Genomic DNA, 15,398 nt, shown 5'->3' with positions numbered 1-15,398 from the left:
CTCACAGAGCAAAGCGAAAAAAATTGTGCGCCGCGGCTATTCCTTAACGGCTTTCGCCTGAAGTTCTTTCCCGGGTTTGAAGCGGATCGTTTTTCCGGACGGGATCGGAACCTCTTTTCCGGTTCGGGGATTACGACCAACGCCGCGTTTGCGAGCCTTGACAACGAACACCCCGAAACCTCGAAGCTCAATGCGCTTACCTTCAGCCAGGGCATCCTTCATCGCGTTGAAAAGCGAATCGACGACCTGTTCGGCCTTTTGTTTGGGGACACCGGTTTTGTCGGCTACGCAATTGACAATGTCAAGTTTGATCATAATCGCCTCCTTTTCTCGAAAATGTTGCGAGGGCTGGTCTTATTGATTTCCTCGATAATAAATCCGGAACCGGTTTCTGTCAATGATTTTTTCGCGCGGGACAGACGCTAAATCTAATAAATTGGGATTTTACGAGGATTCGAGGGTTTTTTCGGAAAAAAGAAACAGGATCAGGCGGAATCTCGAAAATCGATGTAAGCCCTGACCACCTTTTCCGGTGTTTCAAGATGCGGAAAATGCCCAATGTTCTCAAGTTGGATGATGTCGGTTTCGTGCGGCACGACCTCGCGAAACCGCGCAACCAGATGTCGTCCGGACACAGGGTCGGCAAGGCCGTTGATGAACCTGAACGGCACGCCGATATCGGTCAAGGGTTCGACCCAACGCGAGCGGAACCGGGCGCGTTCGGCCATATAGCGGATCAGAAGATGGGCGACGCGTTTTCCGCCGCCCGATTTGAAGATCTCAAGATAATCGTCGAGCTCGGCGTCGGTCGGCTGGGTGTCGGGTCCGAAGACCGACGCGAGGCTCGATTTGAACCGGCGGTCCGTCAGAAGTTTGGCGAACAGGAACCCGACCCGGCTGATGAGGATCTTCTGTGCGAGGATCGGCCGGTGAGTTTCCGGAAAAAGCGCGCCGTTGAGAAAGCAGATCGAATCGATCGTGAATCTCAATCGTCCTCCGTTGCGACGCGCGAGCAGTTCCTGTGTGATCGTGTTGCCGTAGTCGTGCGCCAGAATATGAACGCGTTTGACTCCCGCCCGTTCGACCACCTTTTCGAGAATATCGACCTGACGGAACGTCGTGTAATCAAAATCGAGCGGCTTCGAAGAAAACCCGTAACCGATCATATCGAACGCGAGCAGCGGGAACCGCTCGGCCAATGCCGGCCAGATCTTGTGGTAATCGTATGAAGACATCGGAAAGCCGTGCAGACAGAGCGTTGCGGTGTCGCTCGTGTCCGACCGTCGAAAATAGACGCGCAGGTCGTCAATACTCAAAAAGCCGCCTGTTTCTTTCCATTCCTGAGGATCCATTTACGTCCGCCTTTGCCTGATGTTGTCGAGACTATGATACGTTAAAAAGGTGGAAGAAAAGAATCATTTCAAGGTCGATCAGATCGATCATATTCATCTTTATGTTTCCGAACGCTACCAGGCGGCGGAATGGTACAAACGTGTTTTGGGAATGGAGATCGTCAAAGAACACGAAGACTGGGCGGTCGCCGGCGGCCCTTTGACGATCTCGAGCGATGGCGGAAAGACGTCCGTGGCGTTGTTCGACCGACGGTACAACGTGAAAAATCGGTCCACGATCGCGTATCGCGTTTCCGGCGATGATTTCGTCGCATTTCTCAATCGGCTTGCGGAATTGAAGTTGAAGAACGATTACCAGGTCGACATCTCGCCGAAGGACGTGGTCGATCACGATTCTTCATTCTCGATCTACTTCAACGATCCGGATCAGAATCCGATCGAGATCACCTCGTACGATCACGACCTGATAAAAGCGAAATTGACTTAGCCTCTAACCCGATGATCTTCGGTTTGCGTCCGCACCGGCGAATTGTGAACGATCGCGTTCATTTCCGAGCCGCGATCTATGTTAGAATCCAAGCAAATAACATAACCCCCAAGGAAAAGCGAGATGTTACGAGGCAGAGAAAGTACGAACATTGAGGATCAGCGCGGAGTCGGCGGTCGCGGAATCGCGTTCGGCGGCGGTGGTTTGGGGATCATTGTCCTGATCATCCTGGCGGTCGTTTGCGGCGTCGATCCGCGGCAGCTGATCGAGAATATTCCGCAGCAGACGGAGGTGCAGGCACCGCAGTCCCAGCCGCAGAATCCGCAGCGCGAAGACGATCAGCGGAAGTTCGCGGCCTCGGTTTTGGGCAGCACCGAAGATGTCTGGCGAAAGGTCCTGCCGCAGCAAGCCGGGCGGCCGTATCGCGATCCGAAGCTCGTGCTTTTTTCCGGTCAGACGTCGTCGGCGTGCGGATATGCGAGCGCGGCGATGGGTCCTTTTTACTGTCCGGGCGATCAGAAACTCTATCTTGATTTTGCGTTTTTCAACGAACTGAAACGCGAATTCAAGGCGCCGGGCGATTTCGCGCAGGCGTATGTGATCGCTCACGAAGTCGGGCACCACGTGCAGAATCTTCTCGGAACGATGGATCGGACAAATGGTCGGCAGGAACTTTCGGTTGCGCTCGAACTCCAGGCCGATTGCTACGCCGGTGTTTGGGCGTATTATGCGAACAAGCAAGGACTGGTCGAAGCCGGCGATTACGAGGAAGCGATTCGTGCCGCGGCCGCGGTCGGCGATGACACGATTCAGAAACGGACGCAGGGTTACGTCGTTCCGGAGTCGTTCACCCACGGTTCGTCGCGCCAACGCATCGATTGGTTCGCCAAAGGTGTCAAGTCCGGCGATATGCGTCAATGCAATACTTTTCGATAGTTCGGAGTTCCGCCTTCAGGCGGCCAGAGGCTGAAACGGCTTTCCGTACAATTCCTGAAAAACCCAACCCAAGAACCTGACCTCAGCGGTGCAGAGCGCTTCGAGCCAACTGCTCGTCAAATACAGCCGTCGCTCGCTCGCCGTCGGGATCTTTGCGGCTTCGGCGACGTGTGAGGCGCCGCTGTCGAGTTTGTAGTCGCCGGCGATATCTTCGCTCGTCTGCTTGACCTCGCCGAGTGTCTGGAGCACCTCGGTGATCCATTCCTGCAACTTTTCCTCGGTATTGTTTTCGCCGATCGCCTGGAACGCGCCGATCGCAAAACGCGCCTCGGCGTTCTCGAACGGATAGGCCTCGACGCCGTTTGCCCGGTCGTCGGCCATTTTCCATTGGAACAACTCTTCGACCTGCGGATGGCGGACAAGTCCGACCCGTTGATCGTAGGTCAGAAACCATTCGAGCAGATCCGCGAGCGAGTTAACATCAGTTTCGCCGTTCGGCGTTTTCCGCAATTTTGGCGGTGTGTTTTCGGTAGGCATATTCTTTTGGCCACGAATGGCACGAATTTCACTAATTTCTTTTCCTAAACGCCCAATGTTGAAAGCGGCTAAAGGTGCCGGACCTTCCGAACAAGAAACCGCGTTTCTCAAAACACCTTCCGTCGAACCGAATTCCTTGAATTCGTGGCTCAAAGCGCCGATTCGACGCGTCCGACGACGTCGCCGCGACGGTTTATGATCGGAAGCGGCGAGAGTTCCGAAAGCGTTTCGGAGCCAAATACCCCAAGCGATCGAAGAACCGCGACCGAGATCACGGCGCGCGCGCGTTTGTCGTCGCCGTCTTCGATCTTCATCGCGATACCGAGTCCGGTCGGCCATTTTTCCGACGGCACCACACCGGCAAGCCAGACGCCCTCGGCACCGATCTTGGAAATGAACTGTCCGGGCGCGGCCTGCATCAGCATCGTGTCGAGCCGACCGGTGCCGCCGACGAGTTCCGGGAAGTTCATCATCGCCCCGCGAATACGTTCGCAGACCGCGCGAAGCGCATCGTCGAAATCATCAGGCGGCGAGACCAGCTTCCGCGCCGCGGTCGCCATCGCGCGCACGCTCAACGCAAAGTTCGGCGCGGCGCAGCCGTCGACGGCAACCGGAATCTCCGAAACCGGCGTGTCAGTGAACCTTGCGATCAGCTTGAGCATTTCAATCTGTATCGGATGATCGAAATCTTCGTACGCGGCCGGATCGGCGCCTAGCAGTTTCGCATACGCGAGCATCGCCGAATGCTTGCCCGAGCAGTTGTTGTGAAGCTGCGTCGGACGTTCGCCGGCACGGACCATTTCGTCAGCGCGCCGTTCATTGAACGGCAAATGCACTCCGCATCGCAGGTCCGAATCCTCGAATCCGGCCTTGGCGAGCATTTCGGCCGCAAGTTCCGTGTGCATCGGCTCGCCGGAATGCGAGGCGCAAGCGAGCGCGACGGCGCGTTCCGAATAGCCGAATTTTTCGGCGCCGCCGGCAAGCAAAAACGGCATCAACTGAAAAGGCTTTCCGGAAGAGCGTATGAACGCGAGCGTTTCTGGATCGCCGGCAGACAAAACTTCGAGCCCCTCGCCGTCGACGATCAGCAAATGCCCGCGATGGATCGATTCGACTGTTTCGCCGCGAATGACTGTTGCAAGGATTTCAGATTTCATCTTAAGTTTTGCTGTGCCGATTGAAGAACGCCGCCTGAAGGCGGAACTCCAAGCGAGGAACTCCGAACGTTTATCTTCCGGCGAGCATTTCCCGGGCGTGCTGCCGGGCGGTTTCGGTGATCGTTTCGCCGGCGAGCATCCGCGCCAGTTCCTCGATCTTTTCATTCGGACCGAGTTCGCGAACGCCGACGCGCGTCGTTTTTCCGTTTATCGCTTTGCTGACAACGAAGTGATGATCGGCGAGCGACGCGACCTGCGGCTGATGCGTGACGCACAGAACTTGCTGCGTCCGCGCCAACTCCTTCAGTTTGAGCCCGACCGCTTCGGCGACGCGTCCGCCGATTCCCGAGTCGATCTCGTCAAAGACCATTGTTTTCGATTCCCCCGAGAGTTTTGCCGTCGTGTTCAGGATCAGCATCAGCCTCGAAAGTTCTCCGCCCGAAGCGACCTTGCCGATCGGCTTGACGCTTTCACCGGGATTTGCCGAAAAGAAGAACTCGACGCGGTCGAATCCTTTTGCGCCAAACGATCGATCGTCGTCGGTGTCGGCGTCGACTCGGACCTCGAACCGCGCTTTTTCGAGCGAAACGGCCTTCAGATTCGTTTCGATCTCCTTTGCCATCCGAGCCGCGCATTTCGTCCGTTTGTCGTGTAGACGGCCCGCGGTTTCGACGTATCTGTCGCGCGCGGCGGCGAGCTCGCGTTTCAGCTCCGACTCGCGCAGTTCGGCGGTCTCTATGTTTCGAAGCCGCTCGGATGATTCCTCGAAGTGCGCCAAGACGGTCTCGACCGAGCCGCCGTATTTGCGTTTGAGACGCGAGATCTCGGCGAGCCGGTCGTCGATCTCGGCGAGCCGTTCGGGCGAAAATTCGAGTGCGCCGCGAAAGTCTCGAACCGTGAACGCGAGATCTTCGAGAACAGCCTGCGCGTTTCCGAGTCCTTCCGAATACTCGGCGAAACGTGCATCGAACCGCGCCAGTTCATCGACGCGGCGGGCGACCTTCTCAAGCGTCGTCAGCGTCGCTTCTTCATTTTCGTAGAGCAGGAGATACGCCTCTTCGGAGAGCCCCGAAAGCTTTTCGACGTTGTTGAGACGCCGTTTTTCCTCGTCGAGCGTCACGTCTTCGCCGGCCGTCAACCTTGCCGATCCGATCTCATCGACCTGAAACCGAAGGATGTCCAGGAGCTGAAGCTTGTGGGCTTCGTCGTCCCGAAGACTATCGAGTTCGCGACGCACAGCGCGGAAGCGCAAAAAGCTCTCGGCGGTCGCGGTCTTGAGGTCGCGGACTCCGGCGAATTCATCGAGCATTTCAAGATGTGTTGCGGGATCGAAAAGCGTCGCCTGTTCGCCCTGCCCGTGAATATCGACAAGAAACGCCCCGATCTTGCGCAGGAAGCTTTGCGTGACGAGTTGATTGTTGATGAAGATTCGGTTTTTGCCGGTCAGCGACAGTTCGCGGCGGACGATCAGTTCGGTTTCGAAATCTACTCCGCTTTCTTCAAATTCAACCACCAGACGCTCGTCCGCCGCGACATTGAACAGTCCCTCTATCCGCGCGCTCGTTTCGCCTTCCTTGACCAGATCGGACGAGATTCGCTCGCCGGTCAAAGCGCTCAGACTATCGACGATGATCGACTTTCCCGAACCGGTCTCGCCCGTGAGCAGGTTGAGTCCCGCGGCGAACTCCAGTTCGAGTTCGTCGATCAGCGCGACATTCTTGATTTTCAGCAGGCTCAACATCGGTCGATCTTGGATTTGTGATTATGGATTTTGGATTGTCGGAACGGGAGCGCTCCGGATTCACTAAATCGGTCGAAAATCGCTTGGTTGTGAAATTATCGTTCGTTAGGGTTCCAAATGCAAAAGTCGGTCCGGAACGGACTCCGATTTTCATCATTTCTTTTTCGGGACAACGTTCTCGCCCTTCAGCCAGCCGCCCAGCGTAAAGATCGCGTCGGGCGGAAACGCGGTTTCGAGGTTCGGCGATCTCCAGTCGATCTGGCGCGACCTCTTGTAAAACATCAGTTCGCCCGGGCCGCCGATGCGGATCTTGCCGGTGCGCGGGACGACATAAAACTCTGACGCGTCATATTCTTCGAGCCCGGTGATGTTGCTCAGCCGGCCGATGTTCGAAACGACGGTTAACGCGAGCTGTTCGGCGCGTCGGCGCGGACGATTGACGGCGATGTCGCTGGTGAACGGCTTCAGCGAATCGGGCGGGTTGACAATCGACGCGTTGCGGAAGATCCACCAAGCGAGCCGCCCGGGAGTGTTGACCGGCAGCATTTCGTAATTGATCGGGCTGAGGTTCTCTTCGGTTCGGTCGGCGATTGACTGGAGCGCGGTCAGAAACGCGACGAAATTCATCTTGACGAGGAACATCTCGTCCTTTCCGTAGAGCGCGCCGGTTTCGACAAGGATCACCGGCGTTCCCCAAGCCGAAAAGTTGTCGCCGAACGCGAGGCCGTTATACTCCTCGTTCCAGCGACCGATGTGTCCGCGGATGAACTTGTTCAGCGCCAGAACAACCGCCGACGCTATACGTTTGTTCCGTTCGTGACCGGCATTGGTGATGCCTTCCTTATTGCCGAGCACGGCGAGGAGCGAGATCGCCGCCTGTTTCGGAAACGGTCCGGCGGCCGTCAAAGCGTGCTGATTATGCAGATTGAATCCGATGTTCGGCACCCATTCATCACGCAGTTTCTTGAGCAAACGGCCTTCAGGCGTGGCGAGATTCGTGGCGTCGCGGTTGATATCGATCCCCTGCAGGTTGTTGCGCTGAAAGAGTTCCGCTCCGTCGGGGTTGAGCATCGGAACGGCGCGGATCGTGAACGTCTCGGAGAATTTCCGGACCCATTTCGCATCTCCGTTTTGCTGAAGATAGGCGAACATATCGAAGAGCGTGGTGGTCGCTGTCGGTTCATCGCCGTGCATTTGCGACCACATCAGGATGCGCATCGGGCCCTTTCCCCATTCCATCTGATAGATCTCGCGGTTCGCAAAACTCCGGCCGATCTCCTCGACCTTTATGCCGAGCGCTTTCATTTTCTCGAGATAATCCAAAACGTCCTTGTGCCGCATATTTGACGGCAAGATCGTCGAAACGTGGTTCTTTTCCCATATTTCCGCAAATTCTTCCGGCGACTGGGCGAGCGTTGCACTGGACGCCAGAAGGATCAGAGAGAATGTGAGCAGAGGCAGAAGTTTTCGCATTGGAGTAATTTACCCGCTTTGAGATTTTCTATCAACTTCGAGCCGACATCTCTGAAATCGAAGGAGAAGCCCCGACCCATTCGCGTCGTGCGGCCGCGGCAGCGCGCCAACCCGACGATCAGCGAGTCAGTACCGCCTGCGTCAGCGGGTGGGCAGCCGCGGCCGCACGACACCTAAATCCCAATCAGGAGCGTTGAAAAACCATCGCTTTTTTACCCAAGGATGAAGAGGGATGAGATCAAGTAGATGCTTCCGATCAAGAAACATCCTTGAAAAAAGAACGGTCAACAAGCGGCTATCGATTCGTTGCGAACTCCGCGGACTTTGCTTGAGATTCCGCGCAGAGTTCGCAACGCCCGCAAAGGATCGACAATCGCAAATCCCGACACACATTCCCCGATTTCACGCCACTCGATACGGCTCTGCCGCCCGGATGTGCACGGGCCACTTGTCCACGCGGGCGGCAAGCCGCAGCAAGGACTGCAAATCTCGTTTTCTCCAGAACACAGATTGGCGGGATGGAGCGGATTTGTTTCGATCAAAAGAGACAGAAAAGGATCTCAAGAAACGCTGAGTTCGGAGTATCGGTTCGTCCGAAGATCTCGCGGTAGGGAAAGAAGGGGCCGAGGAATTGGTCGCCGCTGGAATTATCAAAAAGGCCCTCAATGTCGGCCTCGCGAAACCCGCGCAATCGGCCAAAAATCCAATGCCTCCATTCCGCCGTACTTCGCCATCGAGCTGTGATGTCGTCGTTGGAATCTGGTGTGACGAGACACACGAGACTTAAAAAGGACACTTGCGAAGTTACGCGAAGTGTCCAAATTCAATGGTGGCGGGGGGGAGACTTGAACTCCCGACCTCGGGGTTATGAATCCCGCGCTCTAACCAGCTGAGCTACCCAGCCACGAATGATTGATTATAGTTTCTGAAACGAAAAAATCAAGCATTGTTTCGGTTTTCGCATCGATTTTCGGTTTCGGCTCCGCCTTCGAAAAGGAAAAATCGGCAAAACGAATCGAAAAACGTTGGGGCAACCGAAAGAGTCGCTCTATAATCGAAAAACGATGATGAGATTCCGAGTTTTGATGATTCTGCTTCTGATGCTCCCGATCGCTGCTTTGGGGCAGTCAACGCGTGTTCTGACGGTTGTTTCTGAACCGGACGCGTATGTTTGGATCGATGATGTCGCCTACGGCAAGACGGGCACGAACGGGAAGATCACGTTTCGGACGTTCGCGGTCGGAAGGCACAAACTTCGCGTTCGCGCCGTCGGATTCAAGGAAGTGACGCAGAACCTCCTGCCGGCGCAAAAAGGCGAGATAAAGGTCGCGCTCGTGAAAACGACCGATGAGGCCGAACTTGCGTTCCAAAACGCCGAACTCGAAACGGACAAAGAAAAGGCGGTCGAACTATATCAAAAGGCGATCAAGCTTCGTCCGAATTTTCCCGACGCTTTCATCGGTCTTGCCCGACAACAGGCGAATCTCAGCGACACCGAAGAAGCGTTGAATTCGATTCGATCTGCCCGCCGTCTGCGGCCGGGCTTTGCGCTCGCATCGGCCGTCGAAGGCAGGATCTACAAGGACGACGGTCAAACCGAAAAAGCGATCGCGGCATTCAAGCGGTCGATTGCAGAAGGAAAGGGAATTCAGCCCGAAGCACATACGGGACTTGGTTTGCTTTACAAAGAACAAGCCGAGGGATTCGCCGCCGAGGGCGATCCGGACGCGGAGGCGGCCAGTTACCTGCTTGCGGCCGGAGAACTGCGCAAAGCCGTCCAACAGCTTTCCGGAGCGCCCGATGCGATCACGATCTATCAAATGCTCGGCGACTGTTACGAACGCGCCGGAAAATGGGCCGAGGCGATCAAGGTCTACGAGGAATTCCTTGAGATCTTTCCCGACGCGAACGAAGCCGAAATGTTCAGATCGTTTATTGTCCAAGCGCGAAAACGGATGTAGGGAGAGTGCAGAGCGCATAGTGCAGAGTGCATAGTGCAGAACCAGTTTGCACTATGCACTCTGCACTAAGCACTATGCACTGTGCACTAACATCGCCGCGATGACCTTGTGGCTTGCTTCGAGCGCTTCGGCGAGTTTGCTCGCGTCGGTTCCGCCGCCTTCGGCCATATCGGGTTTTCCGCCGCCGCGCCCGCCGACGATCGGCGCGATCTGCTGGACGATCGCCCCGGCTTTGACGCGGGCCGTCAGATCGTCCGAAACGCGGACGATGAACGAGACCTTGTCGTCTTCGGCGCGTCCGAGCAACACGACGCCCGATTTCAACTTAGCCATCAGGGTGTCCGAAAGATGCCGCATCCCGCCCTTGTCGAGCCCTTCGACGACCTTTGCGATCACTTTCACCCCATTGACCTCGCGCGGCTCATCGCCGGTCGGGCCGCCGCCGGCCGCGCCGGTCGCGATCTTCATTTTGAGTTCGTCGTTTTCACGGCGCGCCTTCTTGAGTTCATCCTGAAGTTTTTCGATCGCGCTCGGCAGGTTATCGCGCTGCGTCTTGAGCGCCTGAAGCGATCGGTCGATCAATCGTTCGTCTTCGCGGAAACGCGCGAACGCGTCGGTGCCCGTGATCGCACGGATCCGCCGCACGCCCGAGGCGATCGCTTCGTCGGAGACGATCTTGAACGATCCGATGTCGCCGGTCGCGCGGACGTGGGTTCCGCCGCAAAGCTCGCGCGAGAATTCACCGCCGCCGACCGAAAGCACGCGCACCGCCGAACCGTATTTTTCGCCGAAGAGCGCGACCGCGCCGGTGCGCATCGCGTCCTCGATCGACATCACATCGGTATTGACGGGTTCGTTCTTCAATATATGTCGGTTAACGAGGTTCTCGATCTCCTGCATTTCCAGGTCGGTGATCGCCTGATAATGCGTGAAGTCGAAACGCAGAAACTGCGGCCCGACGACCGATCCGGCCTGTTTGACGTGCGTCCCGAGAACTTCTCTGAGTGCCGCGTGAACGAGATGTGTCGCCGTGTGATTGCGCCGCGTCGCGTCGCGTTTCGCGGCATCGACCGTCGCCGTCACCGTTTCGCCGACCTTGATCGAACCGCGCTCGACTTTGGACTTATGAAGTACGATCCCCGCGACGGGAGCGAAGGTGTCGAACACGTGAGCGGTGAGCGGTGAGCGGTGAGCAGACGCATTCTGACTGCTCACCGCTAACGGCTCACTGATAACACCGGAGTCTCCGACCTGACCGCCGGATTCGGCGTAAAACGGCGTTTCGTCGAGGATGATCAGGCCTTCTTCGCCTTCATCGAGGGAATCGACGCGGATATCGTTCCTGACGATCGCGATGACTTTAGCGGCTTCGATCTCGGTAGTTTCGTATCCGCGGAACGTTGATCTCAAGCCCGCATCGGCGAGCGCCGCGTAGATCGGATTGATCTTTTCGGCCTGTTTCGTTTTGCCGATGTCCGATGTTTTTTGGAGTTCATCGATTGCCGAGTTGAATCTGTCGTCAAACTCGCTTTCTTCGAACTTGATTCCGCGATGTTCGAGCGAGACGCGGATCAGATCGCGCGGCGTCCCAAATGTGTCGTAAAGTTTGGCGAATTCGATGAAATCCGGCGATTCGTTGTTGTCAAAAACCTCTGCGAGTTTCTTGAGCCCGACGGTCAGCGTCGCGCCGAAGCGCTCTTCCTCGAGCCGCACCATTTTGCCGATAAAACCGCGCTGGACCTCGAGTTCCGGATACGCTTCCTTCATCTGATCGACGACGAAATCGCAGACCTTGTTGAAGAACATTCCTTCGAACCCGAGATGCTCGCGGCCGTAATAGATCGCGCGGCGCATGATCTTGCGCAAAACGTAATTGCGGCCTTCGTTGCCGGGCAGAATGCCGTCGGCGATCGCGAACGCGGTCGTACGCGCGTGGTCGGCGATGACGCGGAGCGCGAATCCTGCCGCCGACTCGTACGCGTACGGAACGCCCGCGAGGTTCGCAGCAAAATCGATGATCGGCTTGATCAGATCCGTCTCGTAATTCGTTGAAACACCCTGAAGAACGGCCGCGACGCGTTCCAAACCGGCGCCGGTATCGACAGAGGGCGCGGGAAGCGGCTTGAGTTCGAAAACGCCCTTCGAAACCTCGCTGCGCTCAAACTGCATAAAGACGAGATTCCAGATCTCCATTGTCGTGTCGCCGTGACCGTTGACGAACTTCGGATGATTCTTTTCCGGATCGTCGGGCGAGTCGCCCATATAATAATGGATCTCGGAACACGGCCCGCACGGTCCGGTTTCGCCCATTTGCCAGAAGTTGTCCTTGCGGCCGAAGCCGAGAACCCGATCCGCTGGCGCGCCGGCCTTTATCCAAAGCGCGCGCGCTTCGTCGTCGGCCGGAACTTCAGCGTCACCTTCGAAGACTGAAAACCACAAACGCCTCGGATCGAGCTTCAGTTCGTTGACAAGGAAATCCCAGGCAAACCGAATCGCGTCTTCCTTGAAATAGTCACCGAACGAGAAATTGCCAAGCATTTCGAAAAACGTATGATGCCGCGCGGTTTTGCCGACTTCGTCGAGGTCGTTGTGCTTGCCGCCGGCGCGGATGCATTTCTGCGACGAGACGGCCCGCGTGTAATCGCGTTTTTCGACGCCGGTGAAGACGTCCTTGAACTGATTCATTCCCGCGTTCGTAAACAAAAGCGTCGGATCGTTCGCCGGCAAAAGCGGCGACGAATGGACGATCTTGTGTCCGTTGCGCTCGAAATACTCGAGAAACTTCTGTCTGATTTCGTGTCCTTTCATAACTTGCTCACGGAAATGATATCCAATCCTGAAACACCTTCAAAGTCCGAAGCGTTGTGGGTCACCAACGGGATTCGCAGAAACATCGCCGCCGACGCAACCCAAGCATCGGAACCAGCGATGATGCGACCGTTTTGGCGGCCCTCGGCGACAACTGAGGACCAAATTTCACAAATTTTCTGGTTCGAGTGAACGATTGAGAATCGGCGCAGATATTCCGAGAGCTCATTCCGGCGTTTCGGCCCCCAGTTTGCCGATTCGGCCCAATACATCAATTCCGCGAATGACATAAACGATAGAAACAGGAATTCCTGGTGAACGTAAGGTCTGTAAAGTTCAGATCGCGAGTCTCTCTTGAAAAAGTATGAGGTAACGTCCGTATCAACAACTACCGCCAATTCTTCTGGGCCTCCCTTTCCGATCGCTTTGTTTCGCGCCGCCAATTGAGAAAATCATCAAGTTCCTTCTGTGTTACCGACGACCCGGAAAGAGTCGTCGCATCAAAAGGCTTCGATTCCTGTTCATTGATTAGTCGTTCGATTTCCTCTGAATTCGGCGACGGATTGTTTTTGCGGCGTTTCAAGTTCATTCGATCAATCTCCAGCAAAGACGATTCTAACATGACAGGTTGGATGCCGTGGAGCGAAACTTGACTAGGGCTTTTAATTTTGAGTTCGGGGTTTGCGAACTCACAAACCCCGAATCCAGAATCACCAACTTACTTTTCGCCTTCCTCGTTTCGCTTCATCTGATCGCGGAACAAATTCAGCAGCAGCAACGTCCCGATCCCGCCGCCGTCGCCGTTTGCGCCGCCGCCCGAGGCCATAATGTCGGGCGTGATGCGGACGCCTTTTTCGCCGATGACCTTGAGGGTTTCGACGAGCGCGACGCCGTTCGCGCCGAGCGCGTTGACCTGCTCTTTGTACGCGACGCCCTGGGCTTCGCCGATCAGCCGCATCTTTTCGGCTTCCGCCTTACCGGTTTCGCTGATGTAATAGGCCTCGCCCTCAGCTTCTTTCTTGCGCTGTTCGGACCGTTTCGCGGAAATATCGACGCCGACCGTCGCTTCCATCAGGTTCTTCTGGCTGTCGGCCTGCGCCTTCGTCCTTTCGAGCTCGATTCGCTTGACCTCGGCCTCGCGCTGGGCGTTGAACATATTCTGTTTCTGCTCCGCAAGAATCTTCTCCGTCTGCGTCGCCATCAGTTCTTCGGGCAGGTGTATGTGACAGATCAAAACGTTGACGACATCGACGTGGTACTTAAGCAAATGCATCCTGACGCGGGCTTCGGCGCGCTCCTGCTCTTCGTGTCGATTCTGCAGATACGCCATCGCCGACGATTCCGACGCCTGATTGCGAAAGATCGAGTCGATCAGCGGATGCATCACGTTTTGGATCAGTTTTTCAGTGCTCCCGATCTTCGCGACCATAAACGGCGCGTCTTCCGGTTTGACGCGAAACACGACGCGAACCTCGAGCTGCATCGTGAATCCGTCCTTGGAAATGACCGCGAACGGATCAAACGATTTCGACATATTCTCGGCCGTCCATTCAACCGTCATATTCGTGGTCGGAATGATGATCGGCGAGACCGCGAGTGTGTTGACGTAGTATTTTCCGGGCCCGACGACCGTTTCCTGAATGCCGCGGAAGCCGGCCGGAACGACGTAGGCTTCATGCGCGCCCTGGTCGAGCCGCCTGTCGGCCGGATCGCCGTCGGCCTGAAGGTCGGCCTTGATCTGTTCGATCGATGTTTCGTCACCGTCGACCTTGTCGAGCTGTTTCGCCGCGCGATGGATCTGCTCTTCTTCCTCGCGCATCAATTTTTCGCGGATTTTCGCCGCCATCGCCTGTCGGATGTCATCCGTCGGATCCTTGCCGACGTTCGAAACGATGACCGCAACTTCGCCCGGCTTGACCTCGCCGGCCCTTTCGGGAATGACCTTGAAGACGAGCGGATTTATGTAGTACGTGCCGGGCAGGAGGATGTCCTTCTGCGGCCCGCGCTGGCCGCCGTTTGTGATGAAGCCATTCGAATTTTGAAAATTGTCGTGGCCCTCGACCGCCTGCGCGACGTAATCGCGAGGATTGAGCGGCGCCCCGTCGAGCGCTTCGACCAGTCCGATCTGATTTTCGGAGATGACCGTCGCGTCGAACATCCTGACCGTGAAAAGTCCCGGCTTGCGTTCGTTCGCATCGTTCAGCGAGCTCGATTCGGTGTGAATGCGGTAAGTTCCGGGCGTTACGATTTCCACTTGCGGACCTTTCTGGCCGCCGTTGTAGATGAACGATTCGGCGTCCTGAAAACTCTTGTGCTCGGCGATCGCCCGACCGTGAAGACGGCCCGGATCAAGCGGCGCGCCGTCGGCCGAGGTGACGATGCCGACCTTCCCCGGCGGCACGACCGTCGCCTTGGCGATCGAAACTCGGAAAAGGTACGGATGGATCGCCCATTTTCCCGGCGGAAGCGTCCTTAGTTGAATGCCCTTGACGCCGCCCTGCTTGATGTAGGCGATGGGATCCTGAAAATTGTTGTGGGCATTCTGAGCTCGGTCGGGCGCGAAGATGCTGCCGGTCTGCATCGGTTCACCGTCGATCGCTTCGACGATGCCGAGTTCGTCGGCGCCGATCTCGACGAGCGGCACCTTTTGGACGACGCGGACGATCGGGTAAAGGACGAAATGCAATCCCGGTTTGAGGACCTCGGCCTGAATTCCGATCTCGCCGTCGGTTGCGACGACGCGGCCCTGCGCCATTTTCGTGCCGAGATAACGCCGTTCCTTGATGCCGACCTCGGTCGCGCCGATGTTTACGAGAAATCTGGTGAGGACGTACCAAGCGACACCGATTCCGATGACTGCAATTCCGAGCAGTATGAACAACGGGACTAGATTCTGTTCCATATTATCCTCAAGAAAGTTAAGGTTCGATCGTGCGTTTCTTCCGA

The 15,398-nt window shown here is 56.4% G+C and carries 12 protein-coding genes and 1 tRNA gene; 3 read left to right on the top strand and 10 right to left on the bottom strand.

Going from position 1 to position 15,398, the window contains the following annotated elements; translation table 11 throughout:
• Positions 1 to 36: 36 nt before the first annotated feature.
• Positions 37 to 315 carry an integration host factor subunit beta gene (locus IPN69_23260; protein ID MBK8813628.1) on the bottom strand — a complete coding sequence of 93 codons (279 nt, stop codon included), beginning with the start codon at positions 313 to 315 and terminating at the stop codon, positions 37 to 39.
• Positions 316 to 485: 170 nt separating this feature from the next.
• Positions 486 to 1,352: an alpha/beta hydrolase gene (locus tag IPN69_23255; protein MBK8813627.1), complete on the bottom strand. Its 867-nt coding sequence runs from the start codon at positions 1,350 to 1,352 to the stop codon at positions 486 to 488.
• A 49-nt stretch (positions 1,353 to 1,401) separates the two neighbouring features.
• Between IPN69_23255 and IPN69_23250 the strand changes: the two genes are divergently transcribed.
• Both IPN69_23250 and IPN69_23245 read left to right on the top strand, forming a co-directional pair.
• Positions 1,402 to 1,839, top strand: a complete 438-nt coding sequence (locus IPN69_23250; GenBank protein MBK8813626.1) for a VOC family protein — start codon at positions 1,402 to 1,404, stop codon at positions 1,837 to 1,839.
• 123 nt (positions 1,840 to 1,962) lie between these two features.
• Positions 1,963 to 2,775, top strand: coding sequence for a zinc metallopeptidase (locus tag IPN69_23245; GenBank protein MBK8813625.1), 813 nt, complete (start codon positions 1,963 to 1,965; stop codon positions 2,773 to 2,775).
• 15 nt (positions 2,776 to 2,790) lie between these two features.
• On the opposite strand, the gene IPN69_23240 is transcribed toward IPN69_23245, so the two are convergent.
• From IPN69_23240 to IPN69_23220, 5 genes are all read right to left on the bottom strand, one after another.
• On the bottom strand, positions 2,791 to 3,312 hold the full coding sequence (locus tag IPN69_23240; GenBank protein MBK8813624.1) for a hypothetical protein: 522 nt from the start codon (positions 3,310 to 3,312) through the stop codon (positions 2,791 to 2,793).
• A gap of 149 nt (positions 3,313 to 3,461) precedes the next feature.
• Positions 3,462 to 4,469, bottom strand: a complete 1,008-nt coding sequence (locus IPN69_23235; protein MBK8813623.1) for an asparaginase — start codon at positions 4,467 to 4,469, stop codon at positions 3,462 to 3,464.
• A gap of 70 nt (positions 4,470 to 4,539) precedes the next feature.
• The gene (gene recN / locus IPN69_23230; protein MBK8813622.1) at positions 4,540 to 6,210 is read right to left on the bottom strand and encodes a DNA repair protein RecN; all 1,671 of its coding nucleotides are present in this window, start codon (positions 6,208 to 6,210) and stop codon (positions 4,540 to 4,542) included.
• A 153-nt stretch (positions 6,211 to 6,363) separates the two neighbouring features.
• On the bottom strand, positions 6,364 to 7,683 hold the full coding sequence (locus tag IPN69_23225) for a peptidase M14 (GenBank protein MBK8813621.1): 1,320 nt from the start codon (positions 7,681 to 7,683) through the stop codon (positions 6,364 to 6,366).
• Between the two features lie 827 nt (positions 7,684 to 8,510).
• Positions 8,511 to 8,587, bottom strand: a tRNA-Met gene (locus tag IPN69_23220).
• Positions 8,588 to 8,750: 163 nt separating this feature from the next.
• Here IPN69_23220 and IPN69_23215 point away from each other — a divergent pair.
• A complete protein-coding gene (locus IPN69_23215) occupies positions 8,751 to 9,644 on the top strand; it encodes a tetratricopeptide repeat protein (protein ID MBK8813620.1) in 894 nt (297 codons plus the stop codon).
• Positions 9,645 to 9,716: 72 nt separating this feature from the next.
• Here the strand turns inward: IPN69_23215 and alaS are convergent, their stop codons facing one another.
• From alaS to IPN69_23200, 3 genes are all read right to left on the bottom strand, one after another.
• Positions 9,717 to 12,452, bottom strand: a complete 2,736-nt coding sequence (gene alaS / locus IPN69_23210) for an alanine--tRNA ligase (GenBank protein ID MBK8813619.1) — start codon at positions 12,450 to 12,452, stop codon at positions 9,717 to 9,719.
• On the bottom strand, positions 12,449 to 12,850 hold the full coding sequence (locus tag IPN69_23205) for a PIN domain-containing protein (GenBank protein ID MBK8813618.1): 402 nt from the start codon (positions 12,848 to 12,850) through the stop codon (positions 12,449 to 12,451). The genes alaS and IPN69_23205 overlap by 4 nt, the downstream gene beginning before the upstream one ends.
• Positions 12,851 to 13,170: 320 nt before the next feature.
• On the bottom strand, positions 13,171 to 15,354 hold the full coding sequence (locus IPN69_23200) for a hypothetical protein (GenBank protein MBK8813617.1): 2,184 nt from the start codon (positions 15,352 to 15,354) through the stop codon (positions 13,171 to 13,173).
• Between the last annotated feature and the right edge of the window lie 44 nt (positions 15,355 to 15,398).

The organism is Acidobacteriota bacterium (assembly GCA_016715115.1).
Taxonomy (GTDB): Bacteria; Acidobacteriota; Blastocatellia; order Pyrinomonadales; family Pyrinomonadaceae; genus JAFDVJ01.
The sequence above is the reverse complement of the archived record's forward strand: the minus strand, read 5'-3'. Positions and strand labels throughout refer to the sequence as shown.

Bases quoted from the DNA above. Each gene is read 5' to 3' on its own strand.
- IPN69_23260 (MBK8813628.1), bottom strand. From the start codon at position 315: ATGATCAAACTTGACATTGTCAATTGCGTAGCCGACAAAACCGGTGTC.
- IPN69_23255 (MBK8813627.1), bottom strand. From the start codon at position 1,352: ATGGATCCTCAGGAATGGAAAGAAACAGGCGGCTTTTTGAGTATTGAC.
- IPN69_23245 (MBK8813625.1), top strand. From the start codon at position 1,963: ATGTTACGAGGCAGAGAAAGTACGAACATTGAGGATCAGCGCGGAGTC.
- IPN69_23240 (MBK8813624.1), bottom strand. From the start codon at position 3,312: ATGCCTACCGAAAACACACCGCCAAAATTGCGGAAAACGCCGAACGGC.
- IPN69_23235 (MBK8813623.1), bottom strand. From the start codon at position 4,469: ATGAAATCTGAAATCCTTGCAACAGTCATTCGCGGCGAAACAGTCGAA.
- recN (MBK8813622.1), bottom strand. From the start codon at position 6,210: ATGTTGAGCCTGCTGAAAATCAAGAATGTCGCGCTGATCGACGAACTC.
- IPN69_23225 (MBK8813621.1), bottom strand. From the start codon at position 7,683: ATGCGAAAACTTCTGCCTCTGCTCACATTCTCTCTGATCCTTCTGGCG.
- IPN69_23215 (MBK8813620.1), top strand. From the start codon at position 8,751: ATGAGATTCCGAGTTTTGATGATTCTGCTTCTGATGCTCCCGATCGCT.
- alaS (MBK8813619.1), bottom strand. From the start codon at position 12,452: ATGAAAGGACACGAAATCAGACAGAAGTTTCTCGAGTATTTCGAGCGC.
- IPN69_23200 (MBK8813617.1), bottom strand. From the start codon at position 15,354: ATGGAACAGAATCTAGTCCCGTTGTTCATACTGCTCGGAATTGCAGTC.